Origin of the sequence: Pseudomonas sp. MS646, assembly GCF_036693845.1 — a bacterium.
In the GTDB taxonomy this organism is placed as follows: domain Bacteria; phylum Pseudomonadota; class Gammaproteobacteria; order Pseudomonadales; family Pseudomonadaceae; genus Aquipseudomonas; species Aquipseudomonas chlororaphis_E.
Map to the genome: position 1 here is coordinate 1,769,010 of NZ_CP144763.1, position 20,140 is coordinate 1,789,149.

At 63.3% G+C, this 20,140-nt stretch carries 23 protein-coding genes; 21 read left to right on the top strand and 2 right to left on the bottom strand.

The window, feature by feature from the left end:
• The first annotated feature begins 88 nt into the window (after positions 1-88).
• The 12 genes from fleN (at position 89) to V3H56_RS07880 (ending at position 10,893) form a co-directional block, all read left to right on the top strand.
• Entirely contained in the window at positions 89-919 is an 831-nt protein-coding gene (gene fleN, locus V3H56_RS07825) for a flagellar synthesis regulator FleN (protein WP_042729120.1), read from the top strand.
• Positions 916-1,659, top strand: a complete 744-nt coding sequence (fliA, locus tag V3H56_RS07830) for an RNA polymerase sigma factor FliA (RefSeq protein ID WP_042729121.1) — start codon at positions 916-918, stop codon at positions 1,657-1,659. The genes fleN and fliA overlap by 4 nt, the downstream gene beginning before the upstream one ends.
• 160 nt (positions 1,660-1,819) lie before the next feature.
• Positions 1,820-2,191, top strand: coding sequence for a chemotaxis response regulator CheY (locus V3H56_RS07835; protein ID WP_003199125.1), 372 nt, complete (start codon positions 1,820-1,822; stop codon positions 2,189-2,191).
• Between the two features lie 19 nt (positions 2,192-2,210).
• Positions 2,211-2,996: a protein phosphatase CheZ gene (locus V3H56_RS07840; protein WP_042729122.1), complete on the top strand. Its 786-nt coding sequence runs from the start codon at positions 2,211-2,213 to the stop codon at positions 2,994-2,996.
• Between the two features lie 23 nt (positions 2,997-3,019).
• The gene (locus V3H56_RS07845) at positions 3,020-5,299 is read left to right on the top strand and encodes a chemotaxis protein CheA (RefSeq protein WP_042729123.1); all 2,280 of its coding nucleotides are present in this window, start codon (positions 3,020-3,022) and stop codon (positions 5,297-5,299) included.
• A gap of 48 nt (positions 5,300-5,347) precedes the next feature.
• Entirely contained in the window at positions 5,348-6,481 is a 1,134-nt protein-coding gene (locus V3H56_RS07850; protein ID WP_042729124.1) for a chemotaxis response regulator protein-glutamate methylesterase, read from the top strand.
• Entirely contained in the window at positions 6,481-7,221 is a 741-nt protein-coding gene (locus tag V3H56_RS07855) for a flagellar motor protein (RefSeq protein WP_042729125.1), read from the top strand. The genes V3H56_RS07850 and V3H56_RS07855 overlap by 1 nt, the downstream gene beginning before the upstream one ends.
• Positions 7,222-7,236: 15 nt before the next feature.
• Positions 7,237-8,121: a flagellar motor protein MotD gene (gene motD, locus V3H56_RS07860; RefSeq protein WP_042729126.1), complete on the top strand. Its 885-nt coding sequence runs from the start codon at positions 7,237-7,239 to the stop codon at positions 8,119-8,121.
• 49 nt (positions 8,122-8,170) lie between these two features.
• Positions 8,171-8,962: a ParA family protein gene (locus tag V3H56_RS07865; protein WP_042729127.1), complete on the top strand. Its 792-nt coding sequence runs from the start codon at positions 8,171-8,173 to the stop codon at positions 8,960-8,962.
• A 96-nt stretch (positions 8,963-9,058) separates the two neighbouring features.
• Positions 9,059-9,937: a CheW domain-containing protein gene (locus tag V3H56_RS07870; protein WP_042729128.1), complete on the top strand. Its 879-nt coding sequence runs from the start codon at positions 9,059-9,061 to the stop codon at positions 9,935-9,937.
• Positions 9,938-10,010: 73 nt separating this feature from the next.
• Positions 10,011-10,496: a chemotaxis protein CheW gene (locus tag V3H56_RS07875; RefSeq protein ID WP_024778681.1), complete on the top strand. Its 486-nt coding sequence runs from the start codon at positions 10,011-10,013 to the stop codon at positions 10,494-10,496.
• A 1-nt stretch (position 10,497) separates the two neighbouring features.
• Positions 10,498-10,893 (top strand): DUF2802 domain-containing protein, encoded by a 396-nt coding sequence (locus V3H56_RS07880; RefSeq protein ID WP_042729129.1) that lies wholly within the window; start codon positions 10,498-10,500, stop codon positions 10,891-10,893.
• Between the two features lie 155 nt (positions 10,894-11,048).
• Here V3H56_RS07880 and V3H56_RS07885 read toward each other — a convergent pair whose 3' ends face one another.
• Together V3H56_RS07885 and V3H56_RS07890 are read right to left on the bottom strand one after the other, a co-directional pair.
• Positions 11,049-11,378, bottom strand: coding sequence for an EscU/YscU/HrcU family type III secretion system export apparatus switch protein (locus V3H56_RS07885; protein WP_042729130.1), 330 nt, complete (start codon positions 11,376-11,378; stop codon positions 11,049-11,051).
• Positions 11,375-12,946, bottom strand: coding sequence for a flagellar hook-length control protein FliK (locus V3H56_RS07890; RefSeq protein ID WP_047737620.1), 1,572 nt, complete (start codon positions 12,944-12,946; stop codon positions 11,375-11,377). The genes V3H56_RS07885 and V3H56_RS07890 overlap by 4 nt, the downstream gene beginning before the upstream one ends.
• 196 nt (positions 12,947-13,142) lie before the next feature.
• Between V3H56_RS07890 and ccmA the strand changes: the two genes are divergently transcribed.
• The 9 genes from ccmA to ccmI all read left to right on the top strand — a co-directional run bounded on the left by ccmA (position 13,143) and on the right by ccmI (position 20,126).
• Positions 13,143-13,778 carry a cytochrome c biogenesis heme-transporting ATPase CcmA gene (ccmA, locus tag V3H56_RS07895; protein ID WP_047737618.1) on the top strand — a complete coding sequence of 212 codons (636 nt, stop codon included), beginning with the start codon at positions 13,143-13,145 and terminating at the stop codon, positions 13,776-13,778.
• Positions 13,775-14,443 carry a heme exporter protein CcmB gene (gene ccmB / locus V3H56_RS07900; RefSeq protein WP_042729133.1) on the top strand — a complete coding sequence of 223 codons (669 nt, stop codon included), beginning with the start codon at positions 13,775-13,777 and terminating at the stop codon, positions 14,441-14,443. The genes ccmA and ccmB overlap by 4 nt, the downstream gene beginning before the upstream one ends.
• Positions 14,444-14,537: 94 nt before the next feature.
• Positions 14,538-15,293 (top strand): heme ABC transporter permease, encoded by a 756-nt coding sequence (locus V3H56_RS07905; RefSeq protein ID WP_042729134.1) that lies wholly within the window; start codon positions 14,538-14,540, stop codon positions 15,291-15,293.
• Complete coding sequence (gene ccmD / locus V3H56_RS07910) at positions 15,290-15,466, top strand: heme exporter protein CcmD (protein WP_042729135.1); 177 nt, start codon at positions 15,290-15,292, stop codon at positions 15,464-15,466. The genes V3H56_RS07905 and ccmD overlap by 4 nt, the downstream gene beginning before the upstream one ends.
• Positions 15,463-15,918, top strand: a complete 456-nt coding sequence (ccmE, locus tag V3H56_RS07915) for a cytochrome c maturation protein CcmE (RefSeq protein ID WP_042729136.1) — start codon at positions 15,463-15,465, stop codon at positions 15,916-15,918. The genes ccmD and ccmE overlap by 4 nt, the downstream gene beginning before the upstream one ends.
• Before the next feature lie 3 nt (positions 15,919-15,921).
• Positions 15,922-17,910, top strand: coding sequence for a heme lyase CcmF/NrfE family subunit (locus V3H56_RS07920; protein WP_123578562.1), 1,989 nt, complete (start codon positions 15,922-15,924; stop codon positions 17,908-17,910).
• The gene (locus V3H56_RS07925) at positions 17,907-18,443 is read left to right on the top strand and encodes a DsbE family thiol:disulfide interchange protein (protein WP_053146500.1); all 537 of its coding nucleotides are present in this window, start codon (positions 17,907-17,909) and stop codon (positions 18,441-18,443) included. Before V3H56_RS07920 ends, V3H56_RS07925 begins: the two co-directional genes overlap by 4 nt.
• Entirely contained in the window at positions 18,440-18,913 is a 474-nt protein-coding gene (locus tag V3H56_RS07930; RefSeq protein WP_013973856.1) for a cytochrome c-type biogenesis protein, read from the top strand. The genes V3H56_RS07925 and V3H56_RS07930 overlap by 4 nt, the downstream gene beginning before the upstream one ends.
• Positions 18,906-20,126 (top strand): c-type cytochrome biogenesis protein CcmI, encoded by a 1,221-nt coding sequence (gene ccmI, locus V3H56_RS07935; protein ID WP_053146502.1) that lies wholly within the window; start codon positions 18,906-18,908, stop codon positions 20,124-20,126. The genes V3H56_RS07930 and ccmI overlap by 8 nt, the downstream gene beginning before the upstream one ends.
• The last annotated feature ends 14 nt before the right edge of the window (positions 20,127-20,140 follow it).

Here is a 20,140-nt window from a genome sequence, read left to right on the forward strand (position 1 = left end):
ACATCGATGGTCTGCCATGCATTGTTCCGTGTGAACGCGCAGCCAGTAATGTGGCCTCCGTCTAAGTAAGACAAGGTAAAGAACGAACATGGGCAGCATGCATCCCGTACAGGTGATCGCGGTGACCGGCGGCAAAGGTGGCGTCGGGAAGACTAACGTGTCAGTGAACTTGTCCCTGGCTCTGGCAGAGCTTGGCCGACGGGTCATGCTGCTGGACGCCGACCTGGGCCTGGCGAACGTCGACGTGTTGCTGGGGCTAACCCCAAAGCGCACGCTGGCGGACGTGATCGAAGGCCGCTGTGAACTGCGCGACGTACTGTTGCAAGGGCCTGGCGGGATTCGCATCGTGCCGGCCGCCTCCGGCACCCAGAGCATGGTTCACCTGACCCCGGCCCAGCACGCGGGCCTGATCCAGGCGTTCAGCGACATCGGCGACAACCTCGATGTGCTGGTAATCGACACCGCGGCCGGCATCGGTGACTCGGTCGTCAGTTTCGTGCGGGCCGCCCAGGAAGTGCTGCTGGTGGTCTGCGATGAACCGACTTCCATCACCGACGCCTATGCCCTGATCAAGCTGCTGAACCGCGACTACGGCATGAACCGCTTCCGCGTCCTGGCCAACATGGCGCAGAGCCCGCAGGAGGGACGCAATCTGTTCGCCAAGCTGACCAAGGTCACGGATCGCTTCCTGGATGTCGCCCTACAATACGTCGGCGCCGTGCCCTACGACGAAAGTGTCCGCAAGGCCGTCCAGAAGCAACGTGCCGTCTATGAAGCTTTTCCACGTTCCAAATGTGCGCTGGCGTTCAAGGCAATCGCCCAGAAGGTCGATAGCTGGCCGCTGCCGGCCAACCCGCGCGGGCATCTGGAATTTTTCGTCGAGCGTCTCGTGCAACAAACAGCAGGGCCCGTGCTATGACAGCCAGCAGTTACAACCACCTCTACAAGAAATCGGCACGGGACGCCCAGTACGAGTTGATCGAGCGTTACGCGCCCCTGGTCAAGCGTATCGCCTATCACTTGCTGGCGCGGCTGCCGGCCAGTGTCCAGGTCGAGGACCTGATCCAGGCCGGCATGATCGGCCTGCTCGAAGTGTCGAACAAATACGACGCGAGCAAGGGCGCCAGTTTCGAGACCTACGCCGGTATCCGTATCCGCGGCGCGATGCTCGATGAGGTCCGCAAGGGCGATTGGGCACCGCGTTCGGTGCACCGCAACACCCGCATGGTGAGCGATGCGATCCGTGCGATTGAAGCTAAAACCGGGCGTGACGCTAAAGATCACGAGGTTGCGGCCGAACTCCAGTTGAGTCTCGATGATTATTACGGGATTTTGAACGATACCTTGGGCAGCCGCCTGTTCAGTTTCGACGACCTGTTGCAGGACGGCGAGCATGAAGGGCTGCACGAGGATGGCGCGAGTGCTCACATGGAGCCATCGCGTGACCTGGAAGATGAACGCTTCCAGAGCGCGCTGGCCGAAGCGATTGCCAATTTGCCGGAGCGTGAGCGACTGGTCTTGGCGCTGTACTACGACGAAGAGCTGAACCTCAAGGAAATCGGTGAGGTCCTGGGGGTCAGCGAATCGCGGGTCAGCCAGTTACACAGCCAGTGCGCAGCCCGTTTGCGGGGGCGTTTGGGGGAATGGCGAGCGCGCTGATACGCAGTGCGGGGGCGCTGCGAACGAGGCCGGCAGGTACTGCACGGTCTCACCCGTTGTGCTGCGCGCTGTTGTCGAGCGTTGTGCCGGATTGATTGAAATGGCGCGTTCAGGTGCTGGACGCGTTTAAGACTGCTTGGAGGTCGAATTGGACAAGAACATGAAAATCCTCATCGTTGATGACTTCTCAACGATGCGGCGGATCATTAAAAACCTGTTGCGTGACCTTGGGTTCACCAACACGGCCGAAGCAGATGACGGGACCACTGCGCTCCCGATGTTGCACAGTGGCAACTTCGATTTTCTGGTCACCGACTGGAACATGCCCGGCATGACCGGCATCGACCTGCTGCGCCAGGTGCGCGCTGATGAAAAACTCAAGCACCTTCCCGTGCTGATGGTCACCGCCGAAGCCAAGCGCGAGCAGATCATCGAAGCGGCCCAGGCCGGTGTGAACGGCTACGTGGTCAAACCCTTCACGGCCCAGGCGTTGAAAGAGAAGATCGAAAAAATCTTCGAACGCATCGGCTAACGGCGCCCCGGGGGGAGCTATGGATAACGAATCTTCAATGGGCGATTTCGAATCGACCCTGAAAAAACATGCCCGTGAACTGGTCGAAAGCCTCGAAAAAGGCCGTTTTGGCGATGCGGTTCAAATGATCCATGAGCTCAACCAGACCCGTGACCGTGGTCTGTATCTGGAAGTGGGCAAGCTCACGCGTGAATTGCACAGCGCGATTGTCAATTTCCAGATCGACCCGCGCATGCCGCAGGCCGAGGAAGTCTCGCAGATCACCGACGCCACCGAGCGCCTGGGGTATGTGGTCAAGCTGACCGAAGCGGCGGCCAACCGCACCATGGATTTGGTGGAGAGCGCCACGCCGCTGGTCAATGGCCTGAGCGAGGAAGCCCAGGCCTTGAGCACCGACTGGGGTCGGTTCATGCGTCGCGAGGTGGGGGCCGAGGAGTTTCGCGAGTTGGCCCGCCGGGTCGACGGTTTCCTGACGCGCAGCAGCAGCGAAAACCGCGCCGTCGCCAGCAACCTCAACGACATCTTGTTGGCCCAGGATTATCAGGACCTGACCGGCCAGGTGATCAAGCGCGTGACCCAACTGGTCACCGAAGTGGAAAGCAATTTGCTCAAGCTGGTGTTGATGGCCAGCCAAGTCGACCGCTTTGCGGGCATCGAACACGACCGTGAAGCGATGCTTGCTGAAAAAGATCCACAAAAACATCTCTCTCAGGGTGAAGGTCCGCAAATTCATGCCGATAAAAGAGAAGACGTTGTGTCCGGTCAGGACGATGTGGACGATTTGCTGTCCAGCCTTGGATTTTAGCCTGTTTTAGGAGCACCCCATTAATGAGCTTCGGCGCCGATGAAGAGATCCTTCAGGATTTCCTGGTTGAGGCTGGCGAGATTCTTGAGCAACTGTCCGAGCAATTGGTCGAGCTGGAAAGCCGGCCGGATGATGCGGATCTGCTCAACGCAATTTTTCGCGGTTTCCACACTGTAAAAGGAGGCGCCGGCTTCCTCCAGCTCAACGAGCTGGTGGAGTGCTGTCACATTGCCGAAAACGTGTTCGACATCCTGCGCAAGGGTGAGCGTCGCGTTGATTCGGAGCTGATGGACGTGGTGCTTGAAGCGCTGGATGCGGTCAACAGCATGTTCAGCGAAGTGCGCGAGCGCTCGCCGATTACCCCTGCCACGCCTGAGCTGCTCGCTGCGCTGTCGCGCCTGGCCGAGCCTCAGTCGGCGGATGAAACCGCTGCCGTGGCCGAGCCGGTCATTGAAGAGCCGGCCGTCGAGGAACCCGTCGCCGAGGAATCGGGCGACATCACCGATAACGAATTCGAACAACTGCTGGACTCCCTGAGCGCCGCCAAGGCCCAGGCCGAGGCGCCGGCGGCTCCGGCTGCCGCACCGGCGGGCGATGCCGCTGCCAGCGATGAAATCACCGACGCCGAGTTCGAGTCGTTGCTCGACCAGTTGCATGGCAAGGGCCAGTTCGCCGTCGATGCCGTCGCGCCTGCAGCGGCCCCGGCCGCCCCGAAAGCGGCGGGCGACAACTCGGACATCACCGACGACGAATTCGAAGCCTTGCTCGATCAGTTGCATGGCAAGGGTACCTTTGCCGTCGACGCCCTGGATTCGGCCATCGCTTCGGCGCCAAGCCCGGCGCAACCTGCCGCCGCTGCGGCCGGCAGCGACCTGATCAGCGACCACGAATTCGAGTCGCTGCTGGACGAGTTGCACGGCAAAGGCAAATTCACCGAAGTCGGCACGGCTTCCGCTACGGGGGCTGGCGCTGCGACGGCTGCACCGGTGGCCAAGGCCGCGCCGAAACCGGCTGCCAAGGCGCCGGAGCCAAAGGCCGAGACACCTGCGCCCGCGGCCAAGCCAGCCGCCGCGGCCGCGCCAGCACCGGCTCGTGCCGCGTCGGCGCCGCCAGCGGAAAAACCAGCCAGCGAAGCCGAGACCACCGTTCGGGTCGACACCGCACGCCTGGACGAGATCATGAACATGGTCGGCGAACTGGTGCTGGTGCGTAACCGCCTGGTGCGCCTGGGCCTCAACAGCCAGGACGAAGCCATGTCCAAGGCCGTGTCGAACCTCGACGTGGTCACGGCCGACCTGCAGACCGCGGTCATGAAGACCCGGATGCAGCCGATCAAGAAAGTCTTCGGGCGCTTCCCGCGCCTGGTTCGCGACCTGGCGCGACAGCTCAAGAAAGAAATCAACCTGGAACTGGTGGGTGAAGAAACCGACCTCGACAAGAACCTTGTCGAGGCCCTGGCCGACCCGCTGGTCCACTTGGTGCGCAACGCGGTCGACCACGGTATCGAGTCGCCGCAGGAGCGAGAAGAAGCGGGCAAGGTCCGCAGTGGCAGGGTGATCCTGGCCGCCGAGCAGGAGGGCGACCACATCCTGTTGTCGATCTCCGACGACGGCAAGGGCATGGACCCGAACGTGTTGCGCTCCATCGCGGTGAAACGCGGCGTGATGGACAAGGATGCCGCCGACCGCCTCAGCGACACCGAGTGCTACAACCTGATCTTTGCCCCGGGCTTCTCCACCAAGACCGAGATCTCCGACGTGTCGGGCCGTGGCGTGGGCATGGACGTGGTGAAAACCAAGATTTCCCAGCTCAACGGTTCGATCAATATTTACTCGACCAAGGGCCAGGGCTCGAAGATCGTCATCAAGGTCCCGTTGACCCTGGCGATCATGCCGACCCTGATGGTGATGCTGGGCAACCAGGCGTTCGCCTTCCCGCTGGTGAACGTCAACGAAATCTTCCACCTCGACCTGTCGCGCACCAACGTGGTGGACGGCCAGGAAGTGGTGATCGTACGGGACAAGGCATTGCCGCTGTTCTACCTCAAGCGCTGGCTGGTCAGTTCGGCGGCGCACGAGGAGCAGGGCGAAGGCCACGTGGTGATCCTTTCGGTGGGCACCCAGCGGATCGGCTTCGTCGTCGATCAGTTGGTGGGCCAGGAAGAAGTGGTCATCAAGCCGTTGGGCAAGATGCTCCAGGGCACCCCGGGCATGTCCGGCGCCACCATCACCGGCGACGGCCGTATCGCACTGATTCTCGATGTGCCCAGCATGCTCAAGCGCTACGCCGCCCGGCGTATTTGATTCTGGAGGAGGGCGGTCCATGGCCGCGCCTCGTCTAACGGAGTGTTTATGGTAGTTAAAGTCCTGGTGGTGGACGATTCGGGTTTTTTTCGCCGCCGCGTCTCGGAAATTCTTTCGGCTGATACGAGTATCCAGGTTGTCGGTACGGCAACCAACGGCAAAGAGGCGATCGATCAGGCCCTGGCACTCAAGCCGGATGTGATCACCATGGACTACGAGATGCCGATGATGGATGGCATCACGGCCGTGCGCCACATCATGCAGCGCTGCCCGACTCCGGTATTGATGTTCTCGTCCCTGACCCACGAAGGCGCCCGGGTGACCCTCGATGCGCTGGACGCCGGGGCCGTGGATTTCCTGCCGAAAAACTTCGAAGACATCTCGCGCAACCCCGACAAGGTCCGGCAGTTGCTGTGCGAGAAGGTCCACAGCATTTCGCGCAGCAACCGCCGCGTCGGTGGCTACAGCGCCCCGGCACCGGCCCCTGTCGCCGCGCCAAGCCCTGCGCCGACGTCAAGCGCTTCGAGCAGCTTCAACCCGCCACCGGTGCGCAGTGCACCGGCACCGGCCCCCACTCGTTCGGCCCCGGCCAGCGCCTCGTCGGCGGCGCCCAAGCGCAAAGCCTACAAGCTGGTCGCGATCGGTACGTCCACGGGCGGCCCGGTGGCGCTGCAACGGGTCCTGACCCAATTGCCGGCCAATTTCCCGGCCCCCATCGTGCTGATCCAGCACATGCCCGCGGCGTTCACCAAGGCCTTCGCGGAGCGCCTGGACAAGCTGTGCAACATCAGCGTCAAGGAAGCCGAGGATGGCGACATCCTGCGTCCAGGCCTGGCGTTGCTGGCGCCGGGTGGCAAACAGATGATGGTCGACGGGCGTGGCGCGGTGAAAATCCTGCCGGGCGACGAGCGCCTGAACTACAAGCCGTGCGTGGACATTACCTTCGGTTCGGCGGCCAAGTCCTACGGTGACAAAGTTCTGGCGGTGGTGCTCACCGGCATGGGCGCCGACGGGCGCGAGGGCGCACGCCTGCTCAAGCAGGGCGGCAGTGCGATCTGGGCCCAGGACGAAGCCAGTTGCGTGATCTACGGCATGCCGATGGCCATCGTGAAGGCCGATCTCGCCGACGCGGTGTACAGCCTGGATGACATAGGTCGACACCTGGTCGAGGCATGCCTGTAATGGATGTGCTCAGCCTGATCGGCATCATCATGGCGTTCGTCGCCATCATCGGTGGCAACTACCTGGAAGGCGGGCATCTCGGTGCCCTGGCCAATGGCCCGGCTGCGTTGATCGTGCTCGGTGGCACCATTGGCGCGGCGTTGCTGCAATCGCCCATGAGTGCATTCAAGCGGGCGATCCAGGTGCTGGTCTGGATCCTGTTTCCGCCGCGTGTCGACCTGGCCGGCGGCATCGACCGGGTGGTGAACTGGAGCCTGACCGCGCGCAAGGAAGGCTTGCTGGGTCTGGAAGGGGTCGCCGATGCCGAACCCGACAGTTACTCGCGCAAAGGCCTGCAATTGCTGGTGGACGGTGCCGAACCGGAAGCCATTCGCAGCATCCTGGAAGTGGATTTCTACACCCAGGAAGCCCGCGACATCGAAGCGGCCAAGGTATTCGAAAGCATGGGCGGCTACGCGCCGACCATCGGCATCATCGGTGCGGTGATGGGCTTGATCCACGTGATGGGCAATCTGGCCGACCCATCGCAACTGGGCAGCGGCATCGCCGTGGCCTTCGTTGCCACGATCTACGGCGTGGCGAGCGCCAACCTGGTGTTGCTGCCGATTGCCGCCAAGCTCAAGTCCATCGCATTGCGCCAGTCGCGCTACCGCGAAATGCTGCTGGAAGGGATCCTGTCGATCGCCGAGGGTGAAAACCCACGCTCCATTGAGTTGAAGCTCCAGGGCTTCATGGATTAATGGGGGTAATGGACCATGGCCCGTCGCAGGCACACTGAAGAACACGTCAACCATGAACGCTGGCTGGTTTCCTACGCTGACTTCATCACGCTGCTGTTCGCCTTTTTCGTGGTCATGTATTCGATCTCGTCGGTCAACGAAGGCAAGTACAAGGTCATTTCCGAGGCCCTGATCGGCGTCTTCACCGACTCTGATCGCGCCCTCAAGCCCATCCCCATTGGCGAAGAGCGGCCCAAGACCACGACCCCGGCCCAGCCGCTGGTCAAGGATTCCGAGCAGGTCGATGCCGGCATCGCCGGTGGCAGCGATCCATTGAAAAGCATTGCCGACGACATCAGCGCGGCATTCGGTGACCTGATCAATTCCAATCAGATGACCGTGCGCGGCAACGAGTTGTGGGTCGAGATCGAACTCAATTCCAGCCTGTTGTTCGGCAGCGGCGACGCAATGCCCAGCGACATGGCCTTCAACATCATCGACAAGGTGGCGGCGATCCTGAAGCCGTTCGACAACCCGGTCCATGTCGAAGGCTTTACGGACGACCAGCCGATCCGGACCGCGCAGTACCCGACCAACTGGGAGCTGTCCTCGGCCCGTTCGGCCAGCATTGTCCGCATGCTGGCGATGCAGGGCGTGAACCCCGGTCGCCTGGCGTCGGTGGGCTATGGCGAGTTCCAGCCGGTGGCCAACAACGCCACCGCCGAAGGCCGTGCGCGCAACCGTCGCGTGGTGCTGGTGGTGTCGCGCAACCTTGATGTGCGCCGTAGCCTGACCGGTACAGGGACGGCCAACGCAACACCGGATGCGGCGTTGAAGCGTGCTGGCACACAAACTGCACCGGCTGCGGTCAAGTCGCCGGGACAGCGGAGCGCCGTCAATTCTCCGTCACCCGCTTTATAACCGAGCTATTTCTCGGTCGAGCCTGTTTCGGCCGGGAGGAACGATCCGAATGAGAGTCTGGGCAGTCGCCAATCAAAAAGGTGGTGTGGGTAAAACCACATCTTCCATCGCTCTAGCTGGCTTGCTGGCCGAGGCGGGCAAGCGCGTGGTCATCGTCGACCTGGACCCCCATGGCTCGATGACCAGCTATTTCGGCTACGATCCCGATAGCCTGGAGCACAGCAACTTCGACCTGTTCCTGCACAAGGGCACCGTGCCCGAGGGCTTGCCGGGGCAGTTGCTGTTGTCCACCAGCCACGAAAGCATCTCGCTGTTGCCATCGAGCACCGCCCTGGCCACGCTGGAGCGCCAGTCGCCGGGCCAGAGTGGCCTGGGCCTGGTGATCGCCAAGAGTCTGGCGCAGCTGTGGCAGGATTTCGATTACGCCATCATCGACAGCCCGCCGTTGCTGGGCCTGTTGATGGTCAACGCCTTGGCCGCGAGCCAGCAATTGGTGATCCCGGTGCAAACCGAGCACCTGGCGGTCAAGGGCCTGGAGCGCATGGTCAATACGTTGGCGATGGTCAACCGCTCACGCAAGCAATCGCTGGCGTTCAACATCGTGCCGACCCTGTTCGACCGCCGTACCCAGGCGTCCCTGGGGACGCTGCGCGTTCTGCGGGACAAGTACCCGGATGACATCTGGCAAGGCTACATCCCCGTCGATACGCGCTTGCGGGACGCCAGCCGCGTCGGCGTGACCCCGTCGCAGTTCGATGGCAAGAGCCGCGGTGTGCTGGCTTACCGGGCGCTGCTCAAGCACTTGTTGGCCCAGCAACTCGTTTCGCAGCAGGTGGCTTAACGTGACGAGGTTTCCTACAGGCATTGCGCCGACTCGTGAGCGCTCAAGTCCTACAGCATTCATGCCGATAACCTTTTCAAGTGGCGGACTTTTCCAATGAACCGCCCGATAAAGACGACCTCGCGTCCCCAACTGGCCCTGCAGTCCTACCTGGACGGGCTGTTGCAGGAAGCGACCGAAGAATTACCACCGTCGCCGAGTGTGATCGAGGCGTTGCCCGAGCCCGAGCCTGTCGAAGCCGAAGGTGTGCTGGATGAGTTTCAAGCGGCCGTGCTCGAAGAGCAGGCTCGTGACGCCCGTACGTCGGTGGTTGCCGCAGCGGTCGAGGCACCGTTCGTCAAGCCGTCGCTGAAGGTCATGGACGCACCCGCGCCGATCCTTGCGCCGGTGTCGACGGTTGCACCGCTGTTGCAGGGGCTGGTGACGCCGGTGGTGGAAGTCCACCTGCCGCCGAGCAGCCCGCCGCCGCCGGAGCCGACCGATGACCGCCCGAGCTGGGCCGCCGAGCCGTTCGAGTGCCTGTTGTTCGATGTGGCCGGGTTGACCCTGGCGGTGCCGCTGGTGTGCCTGGGGTCGATCTACTCCCTGGCCGGGCAGGAATTGACGCCGTTGTTTGGCCAGCCGCAATGGTTCCTTGGGATCCTGCCGAGCCAGGCCGGTAACCTGAAGGTGCTCGATACCGCGCGCTGGGTGATGCCGGACCGTTATCGCGACGATTTTCGCCAGGGCCTGCAATACGTGATTTCGGTGCAGGGGTACGAGTGGGGGTTGGCGGTGCACCAGGTCAGCCGTTCGCTGCGCCTGGATCCGAACGAGATCAAGTGGCGCAGTCATCGAGGGCAACGGCCATGGCTGGCCGGTACGGTGATCGAGCACATGTGCGCCTTGCTGGACGTTTCCGAGCTGGCAGAGCTGATCGCCAGCGGCGGGGCAAAACACCTGGATGGCAGCCTGCCGGTCCAGAAACCGAAATAACACAACCGGTGGCGCACAGCGTCGCTGGACAGAATACACGCCGCCACAAGGCGGTTTTTCGAGGGGTCAGGGTATGAATGATAAGGCGTCGTCTCTCAAGGGTTCCGAAGATCCGATTTTGCAATGGGTGACCTTCAAGCTCGATAACGAAACCTATGGCATCAACGTGATGCGGGTCCAGGAAGTGCTGCGCTATACCGAGATCGCTCCGGTTCCGGGTGCGCCAAGCTACGTGCTGGGGATCATCAACCTGCGCGGCAACGTGGTCACGGTGATCGACACCCGCCAGCGTTTCGGCCTGAATTCCACCGAGGTCAACGACAACACCCGTATCGTGATCATCGAGGCTGACAAGCAAGTGGTCGGTATCCTGGTCGACAGCGTGGCCGAAGTGGTTTACTTGCGTCAGTCGGAAATCGAAACCGCGCCTAACGTCGGTAACGAAGAGTCGGCCAAGTTCATCCAGGGCGTCTGCAACAAGAACAATGAGTTGCTAATCCTGGTCGAGCTGGAAAAAATGATGAGCGAAGAAGAGTGGTCGGAACTGGAGAGTATCTGATTTGATTCTTGAGGTAGCAGTCATTGTCCTGTTCCTGTTTTGGGCAGGCACGCTGGCAATGTTCGTGGCGTACATACGCGACCAGCGACAAGTTGCTGCTCAGCAGGCCCAAGGCGATGCGCTGCGTGACCAGCGCATCAAGGAGCTGGCCAAGCGCGTCGACGACTATCAGAACGGCACCGTGCGCATGGGCGAAGCGCTCCATGAGCTGCGGGCCGTGGTCGCGCCGTTGCCGGACAAACTCGCCCAGCTGGAGCAGCGTGACCCTTCCACCCTCTCGTTCGCCCAAGCCGCCCGCCTGGTAGGCATGGGTGCCAGCATCGACGAACTGACCCAAGCCTGCGGCCTGACCCAGGCCGAAGCGGAGTTGATGAGCAAGTTGCACAAGGGCGGCTGAGCCGTTCGGCGCCCAGCACCATCACCATGGCGAGGCGCTCGTTGCCGCAGGGCAGCGCAGCGGCCCTCGCTTTTTTGCGGCTGCTGCGCACTGGAGCGCCAGCCCGGCGGAGCGGGAGCAAGCGCCCTCGCCACGGTCGATCAGTACACGGTCGATCAGTAGTCGTCCCCGCGCTCCGTCACATCTTTCTCGAGGCTCGGTGCATTCGGGTCGTAGCCCTTGGGGAACTTGCCTTTCAGGTTCCAGGCGAACGCGATGATCTCGGCGATCGTGCGGTACAGCTCCTCCGGGATGCTGTCGCCCAGTTCCAGCCTGGCCAGCAGTTTCACCAATTCGGCATTTTCATAGATCGGTACTTCGCTGTCCCGGGCGATCCGCAGGATTTCCTCGGCCAGGGCTTCGTCGCCCTTGGCGGTGAGGGTCGGGGCGTGGTGGCCGTCGTACTTGAGGGCGATGGCCTGGCGCGGTTCGGTGTGGGTTGTCATGCGGTTTCGTCCACCCAGCGTTGTTCGAGTCGGGTCTTGGGCCCTTGGGGCGGGATGCCGAGGTGGCAGTCCAGGTCGCTGACGTTCAAGCCGCAGTCCAGCAGGCGTTCACGCAAGGTTGCCAGGTTGCTCTCGATCAGGCTCGCGGTGTACGGCCGCTGCGCCCACAACTGGCTCGACAGGCTACCGCTGAGCAGTTGGGCCTGGACCTGCAAGGGGCCCAGCGGCTCCATGTCGAACGCCAGTTCGACCCGCCAGAGTTGCTGCTTCGGTTCACGTTCTTCCCGGCGCTCGTCAGGTTGTTCCCGAGGCGGGGTTTCCTCGCGCTGAAACTTGACCTGCAAGGGCACGATGTCCTGCAGGTTGCGCATGGGGATCTCCAGTTGCCAGGTGCTCATCAGCCTGCCGTCGGGGGTCAGCCCCGTTTGTTCCAGGCTCGACAACTGATGGCTTTGCAGGCGCGACACGGCAGCGGCGGCCAGTCGCAGCAGGTGCTCGAGGTCGCCTTCGTCATCCTGCTCCTTCAGCAGCCGCGAGGGTAGGGGGAAATTGGTCGGTTGCGGCTTGGCGCTGACCTGGCCGAGCATTCCCAGGGCGCTGCGCACAAAGGTGGGCAAGGCCTGGGCCAAGGTGTTGGCGGCGATGATGGCGCCCAGGTTGGTGGAGGCGGGCAGCGACGGGGTCAGTTGGGCGATCAGCTTCAACAGGTCGCCTTTCATGTCCGCCGCCGGACCCAGCGGCGGCCCGGCAAGCAGTTTGCTTTCCAGGAACACCCCACTGGCCACCATGGCCTGGGCCAGGCCTTTGGGCGTGCTCAATTGCTGGACATCCGGCAGGCCGGCCAACAGCCGCGTCACGGCTGCGCGCAGCTCGGCACCGGTGTCGTCAGTGGTCGGGAGGTTCTGCAAGGCGCTGATCAGGCTGTCCAGCGAGCCTTGGCGGCTCACTTGGGTGGCCAGTTGCTGGCTTACCGCCAGTTGCTCCTGGTGGTTGCTCAATGGCACGAACTTCAGGGTCTGGGCGTCTTGCACCTGGGCACTCAACAGTGTGCCGATGCGCAGCGGCTGCGGGCTGTCGATGTCGAGGGTGGCACCTGCCTGAGCGGTGTTGAGCAGGCTCACCAACGACCGGTACACCACCGGCTGCCCCGGCAGTTGCGGCAGGGCCTGGCTGGTCAGCACCTTGCCTTGCAGCAGGGTCCCGACCGGCATTTGCGCGGTGTCGATGCGGGTCAGGGTGGCGACGCTGGAGGCGATGGCCTGTTGCACCGTCACGGCCAGGTTGGTGGCCGAGGGCTGGGTCACGGCCAGGCTGGTGCCCTGGGGCAGCGGCTGCATGCTGGTGGCCTGGACCGTGGTCTGGCGGCCGCTTTCCAGGGTGACCTTGAGCAATAGCTGGAATGTCTGGTCGGCCTGCTTGAGCGAAAGGACTTCGGCACTCGCCGTCTGGCCGGCACCGATCAGGCCCTCGACCGGCGTCAGCAGTTTGAGCAGCTCGCCACTGACCACGGGCGTACGCGTCGTCGCCGTGGGCTGAGGCAGCGGCTGAATGTTCATGTCACCTGTCATCAGCAGTCTTACCTTGGGAAAAAGCCCTCTTTCGCGCAGGGCACGACATGTATAATGCCGCCCGTCTTACAGGGAGTGGCGAAAACCTTGCAATTGTTTGACGCAGCTCTGTGGAACAGGCCGTCAATGCATCTATGCTGCATCTCTTTAACGGCCGCTGCACCGCCGACTTGAACCGTATAAGGCCCGCGATCCCTTGACCAGTCCTCTTTTGCAAACCGTCGGCCTCGCTTGTGAGCGAGACTTGCGGCTGCTGTTCGAACATCTCGAATTGAGACTCTCGCCCGGCGATATGGTGCAGGTCAGTGGCCCCAACGGCAGCGGCAAGACCAGCTTGCTGCGGCTGCTGGCCGGGTTGATGCAGCCCACCGCCGGCCAGGTGCTGCTCAATGGCCAGCCGTTGCAGAGCCAGCGCAGCGAACTGGCGCGCAACCTGCTCTGGATCGGCCATGCCGCCGGGATCAAGGATCTGCTCACCCCGGAAGAAAACCTCAGTTGGCTCTGCGCCTTGCATCGCCCGGCCGGACGCGAGGCGATCTGGCAGGCGTTGGCCACGGTGGGCTTGCGCGGTTTTGAAGACGTACCGTGTCACACCCTGTCCGCCGGCCAGCAGCGTCGCGTGGCCCTGGCCCGGCTGTATCTAGACAGCCCGCCGCTGTGGATCCTCGACGAACCCTTCACCGCCCTGGACAAGCAGGGCGTGGCGCAGCTCGAGGAACACCTGGCCGGACACTGCGAGCGCGGTGGCACGGTGCTGTTGACCACTCACCACACGCTGGCGCGGATGCCATCCGGTTATCGCAGCATTGACCTGGGGACCTGGGCGGTATGAGTGTGTTCGGTTTGTTGTTGGCCCGTGAGGCGCGGCTGTTGTTTCGTCGTCCGGCCGAATTGGCCAATCCGCTGGTGTTCTTCGCGATCGTGATTGCATTGTTCCCGTTGGCCGTCGGCCCGGAGACTCAATTGTTGCAAACCTTGTCGCCAGGACTGGTCTGGGTGGCCGCGCTTTTATCGGTCCTGCTCTCGCTGGACGGGCTTTTCCGCAGTGATTTCGAGGACGGTTCCCTCGAACAGTGGGTCCTTTCGTCGCACCCCCTGGCCCTTCTGGTTTTGGCCAAGGTACTGGCACACTGGGTTTTTTCCGGGTTGGCGCTGGTGCTGCTCTCGCCGCTGCTGGCCATGATGCTTGGCTTGCCCAGCGCGTGCATGCCGGTGCTGCTGGTGTCGCTGCTGCTGGGTACGCCGGTGCTGAGCTTGCTCGGTGCGGTGGGCGCGGCGTTGACGGTGGGTTTGAAGCGCGGCGGCCTGCTGCTGGCATTGTTGATCCTGCCGCTGTATATCCCGGTGTTGATCCTCGGCAGTGGCGCCTTGCAGGCGGCCTTGCAGGGCATGCCGGCGACGGGTTATCTGCTGTGGCTTGGAAGCCTGACCGCCCTGGCGATAACCCTGACACCCTTTGCAATAGCCGCTGGCCTGAAGATCAGCGTCGGCGAATAATAATGAGGCCTGGTCAAAAACTGACCACTTCCCTGGAAGTCAAGGCCGCCCCGGCGGTTCGTGATGGCGAGCCGCAACCGTGATGGAAACAGCAATGAACTGGACCTGGTTTCACAAGCTCGGCTCACCCAAGTGGTTCTATGGCATCAGCGGCAGGCTGCTGCCCTGGCTGAGCATCGCCGCTCTGCTGCTGATCGGTTCCGGCATCGTCTGGGGCCTGGCCTTCGCCCCGCCGGATTACCAGCAGGGCAACAGCTTCCGCATCATCTACATTCATGTGCCCACGGCGATGCTGGCCCAGTCCGTCTACGTGATGCTGGCGGTGTGCGGGGTGGTCGGGCTGGTGTGGAAGATGAAGCTGGCCGACGTGGCCCTGCAATGCGCGGCGCCCATCGGCGCCTGGATGACCGCCGTTGCGCTGGTCACCGGTGCCATCTGGGGCAAGCCGACCTGGGGTTCATGGTGGGTCTGGGATGCCCGACTGACGTCGATGCTGATCCTGCTGTTCCTGTACTTCGGTCTTATTGCGCTGGGCAACGCCATCAGCAATCGTGACAGCGCCGCCAAGGCGTGCGCGGTGCTGGCGATCGTCGGCGTGATCAACATCCCGATCATCAAGTACTCGGTGGAGTGGTGGAACACCCTGCACCAGGGCGCGACGTTCACCCTCACCGAAAAGCCGGCGATGCCGGTGGAAATGTGGCTGCCGCTGCTGCTGACGGTGCTGGGGTTCTATTGTTTCTTCGGTGCGGTGCTGCTGCTGCGGATGCGCCTCGAAGTGCTCAAGCGCGAAGCCCGCGCCAGTTGGGTGAAGGCCGAAGTACAGAACAGCCTGGAGGCCGCTCGATGAGTTTCGCTTCATTCGGCGATTTCCTCGCCATGGGCCATCATGGCCTGTATGTCTGGTCAGCCTATGGCATTTGCCTGGCGGTACTGGCCCTCAACGTGGCGGTGCCGATCCTGGCCCGCAAGCGGTATCTGCAACAGGAGGCGCGTCGTCTGCGCCGGGAGAACGGTCAGTGAATCCGCTGCGCAAAAAACGTCTTGTCATCATTCTGGCGATCCTGGTGGGTGTCGGTGCCGCGGTCGGCCTGGCGCTCAGTGCCTTGCAGCAGAACATCAATCTGTTCTACACCCCGACCCAGATTGCCAACGGCGAAGCGCCCCATGACACACGCATCCGCGCCGGTGGCATGGTGGAAAAGGGGTCGCTGGTGCGTTCCGGGGATTCGCTGGACGTGACCTTCAACGTCACTGATTTCAACAAGACCGTCACCATCACCTATCGCGGCATTCTCCCGGACCTGTTCCGCGAGGGGCAGGGCATCGTCGCCCTGGGCAAGCTCAACGCCAGTGGCGTGGTGGTGGCCGATGAAGTGCTGGCCAAGCACGATGAAAAATACATGCCGCCGGAAGTGACCAAGGCCCTGAAAGACAGCGGTCAGTCGGCGCCTGCTCCCGTGAAGGAGGGCTGATCGATGAGCACCGGTATCTTTATTCCCGAGTTGGGCCACCTGGCGATGATCCTGGCCCTGTGCTTTGCCCTGGTGCAGGCCGTGGTGCCGTTGCTCGGTGCCTGGCGCGGCGACCGCCTGTGGATGAGCCTGGCCCAGCCGGCGGCGTGGGGCCAGTTCGCCTTCATGGTGTTCGCCTTCGGTTGCCTGACCTACGCCTTCATGACCGACGATTTTTCCGTGGCCTACGTCGCCAGCAACTCCAACAGCGCGTTGCCCTGGTATTACAAGTTCAGTGCGGTGTGGGGTGCCCATGAAGGTTCGCTGCTGCTCTGGGCATTGATCCTGGCCGGCTGGACCTTCGCCGTCTCGGTGTTCTCCCGGCAGTTGCCCCAGGTGATGCTGGCCCGGGTACTGGCGGTGATGGGCATGATCAGTACCGGCTTCCTGCTGTTCCTGATCGTCACCTCCAACCCGTTCGAGCGAATCTTGCCGCAGATGCCCAGCGATGGCCGCGACCTCAATCCGCTGTTGCAAGACATCGGCCTGATCGTGCACCCACCCATGCTGTACATGGGGTACGTCGGCTTCTCCGTGGCCTTCGCCTTCGCCATCGCGGCCTTGCTCGGCGGACGCCTGGATGCCGCCTGGGCCCGCTGGTCGCGGCCCTGGACCATTGTCGCGTGGGCCTTCCTCGGCATCGGCATCACCCTCGGTTCGTGGTGGGCCTACTACGAACTCGGCTGGGGCGGCTGGTGGTTCTGGGACCCGGTGGAAAACGCCTCGTTCATGCCCTGGCTGGTGGGCACGGCACTGATCCATTCCCTGGCCGTCACTGAAAAACGCGGCGTGTTCAAGAGCTGGACCGTGCTGCTGGCCATTGCGGCGTTCTCCTTGAGCCTGCTTGGGACGTTCCTGGTGCGCTCCGGTGTCCTGACGTCGGTGCATGCCTTCGCCTCGGACCCTGAGCGCGGTGTGTTCATCCTGATGTTCCTTTTGTGCGTGGTCGGTGGTTCGCTGACGTTGTTCGCCCTGCGCGCGCCGGTGGTGAAAAGCCAGGTGGGCTTCAACCTCTGGTCGCGGGAAACCCTGTTGCTGGGCAACAACCTGGTGCTGGTGGTGGCCGCGTCGATGATCCTGCTGGGGACGCTGTACCCGCTGGTGCTCGATGCGTTGTCCGGGGCCAAGCTGTCGGTCGGTCCGCCGTACTTCAACGCCTTGTTCATCCCGCTGATGGGGATCCTGATGGTGGTGATGGCCATCGGCGTACTGGTGCGCTGGAAAGACACGCCGGTCAAGTGGTTGCTGGGCATGCTGACGCCGGTGCTGCTGGGCACGGCGGCCCTGGCCGTGGTGGCCGGGGTGGCCTATGGCGACTTCAACTGGGCGGTGCTGGCCACTTTCGTGCTGGCGGCCTGGGTGCTGCTGGCCGGTGTCCGAGACATTCTCGACAAGACCCGCCACAAAGGCCTGGTCAAGGGCCTGCCAACCCTGACCCGCAGCTACTGGGGCATGCAGATCGCCCACCTGGGCATCGCCGTCTGCGCCCTGGGCGTGGTGCTGTCCAGCCAGAACAGCGCCGAGCGCGACCTGCGCCTGGCCCCGGGAGAGTCCATGGAGCTGGCCGGGTATCAGTTCGTGTTCGAGGGCGCCAAGCATTTCGAAGGCCCGAACTTCACCTCCGACAAAGGCACCGTGCGGGTCATTCGCGACGGCCGGGAAGTGACGGTCCTGCACCCGGAAAAACGCCTGTACACCGTGCAGAACTCGGTGATGACCGAGGCCGGCATCGATGCCGGTTTCACCCGCGACCTGTATGTGGCACTGGGTGAATCCCTGGGCGATGGCGCCTGGGCCGTGCGGGTGCACGTCAAGCCGTTCGTGCGCTGGATCTGGTTCGGTGGCCTGCTCACCGGTCTTGGCGGGGTCCTGGCGGCGCTGGATCGGCGTTATCGGGTCAAGGTGAAAACCCGGGTGCGCGAAGCCCTGGGCGTGACGGGAGCCACTGCATGAGACGTTGGATGATGGTGTTGCCGCTGGCGCTGTTCCTGGTGGTGGCGGTGTTTCTGTACCGGGGGCTTTACCTGAACCCGGCCGAGCTGCCCTCGGCGATGATCGGCAAGCCGTTCCCGGAGTTTTCCCTGCCGTCGGTGCAGGGTGACAAGACCCTGACCCGCGCCGACCTGCTGGGCAAGCCGGCGCTGGTCAATGTGTGGGGCACCTGGTGCATCTCTTGCCGGGTCGAGCACCCGGTGCTGAACAAACTGGCGCAGAACGGCGTGGTGATCTACGGCGTCAATTACAAGGACGTCAACGCCGACGCGCTGAAATGGCTCGCCGAGTTCCATAACCCTTACCAGTTGGATATTCGCGACGAGGAGGGCTCCCTGGGCCTGAACCTGGGGGTCTATGGGGCGCCGGAAACCTTCTTCATCGACGCCAAGGGCATCATCCGCGACAAGTTTGTCGGGGTGATCGACGAACAGGTCTGGCGCGAGAAGTTGGCCGCCAAATACCAGGCACTGGTTGACGAGGCCAAGCCATGAGGCGCTGGCTGGCAGCCGCCATGCTCGGGTTGAGCCTGGTGGGGGTGGCCCACGCCGCCATCGACACGTACGAATTCGCCAACGAGGGCGAGCGCGAGCGGTTTCGCGAGCTGACCAAGGAACTGCGCTGCCCCAAGTGCCAGAACCAGGACATCGCCGACTCCAACGCACCGATTGCCGCTGACCTGCGCAAGGAAATCTTCCGCATGCTCGGCGAGGGCAAGGACAACCAGCAGATCATCGACTTCATGGTGGACCGCTACGGTGAGTTCGTGCGCTACAACCCCGCCTTGTCCTCCAAGACCGCGCTGCTCTGGTTCGGCCCCGCCGGGCTGTTGCTCGGTGGCTTCGTGGTCATCGCCGTGATCGTTCGCCGCCGTCGGGTGCAGCGTACGGCCGCCCCGGACACGCTTTCCGTCGAAGAGCGCCAGCGCCTCGACCAACTGTTGGATACAACCAAGCATGATTGATTTCTGGCTCGCCGCAGGTCTGCTGCTCCTGATTGCCCTGAGTTTTCTGTTGATTCCTGTGTTGCGTGGTCGCCGTGCCCAGCGCGAAGAGGACCGTACCGCGCTCAACGTGGCGCTGTACCAGGAGCGCGTCGCTCAACTGCAGGCCGAGCGGGAGGAGGGCGTGCTCAACGCCGCGCAGTTGGACACCGGCCGCGCCGAAGCCGCCCGTGAGCTGCTGGCCGACACCGAGGGCGCCGATGCGCCGCGCGAGTCGCGCCTGGGCAAGCCCTTGCCGTTGCTCGCCGCCGTGCTGGTACCGTTGCTGGGCTTGGGGCTGTACCTGCATTTCGGTGCCAGCGACAAGGTCGAACTGACCCGTGAGTTCGCCCAGGCGCCGCAGTCGATGGAAGAAATGACCCAACGCCTGGAGCGGGCGGTGGCGGCGCAACCGGACAACGCCGAGGGCCTGTATTTCCTTGGCCGTACGTACATGGCCCAGGATCGGCCCGCGGATGCAGCGAAGATCTTCCAGCGCACCGTGGCGGTGGCGGGCCGCCAACCCGAACTGCTGGGCCAGTGGGCCCAGGCGCAGTACTTCGCCGACGGCAAGAAATGGTCGGACCAGGTCCAGGCCCTGACCGACGAAGCGCTGAAGCTCGATCCCAAGGAGGTCACCAGCCTCGGCCTGCTGGGCATCGCCGCGTTCGAGGGCGAACGTTACCAGGACGCGATCGATTACTGGAGCCGCCTGTTGGTGGAGCTACCGGAGGGTGACAAGTCCCGCGAGGCGTTGCAGGGCGGTATCGCCCGCGCCACCGAGAAGCTTCAGGCCGCTGGCGGCCAGGTTGCGCCGGCCCAGGCTCAGACCCAGGCACCTGCCGCCAAGGCGGCCGCCGTGCTCAAGGTGCGTGTCGAGCTGGCGCCGGCGCTCAAGGCCAAGGTGCAGCCAGGCGACAGCGTGTTCATCTTCGCCCGCGCCGCGTCCGGCCCGCCGGCCCCGCTGGCGGCCAAGCGCCTGACCGTCGCCGACCTGCCGGTGACCGTAGAGCTGGGGGATGCGGACGCGATGATGCCGCAGCTGAAACTGTCGAACTTCCCTGAAGTCCAACTGGTGGCGCGGATCTCCCGTGCCGGTCAACCCACCGCCGGTGAATGGATCGGCCGCAGCCAACCCCTGGCGAGCAGCACCACCGCGTCGCAGCACCTGACCATCGACAGCCCGGACCAATAACAGGAATTCGCACC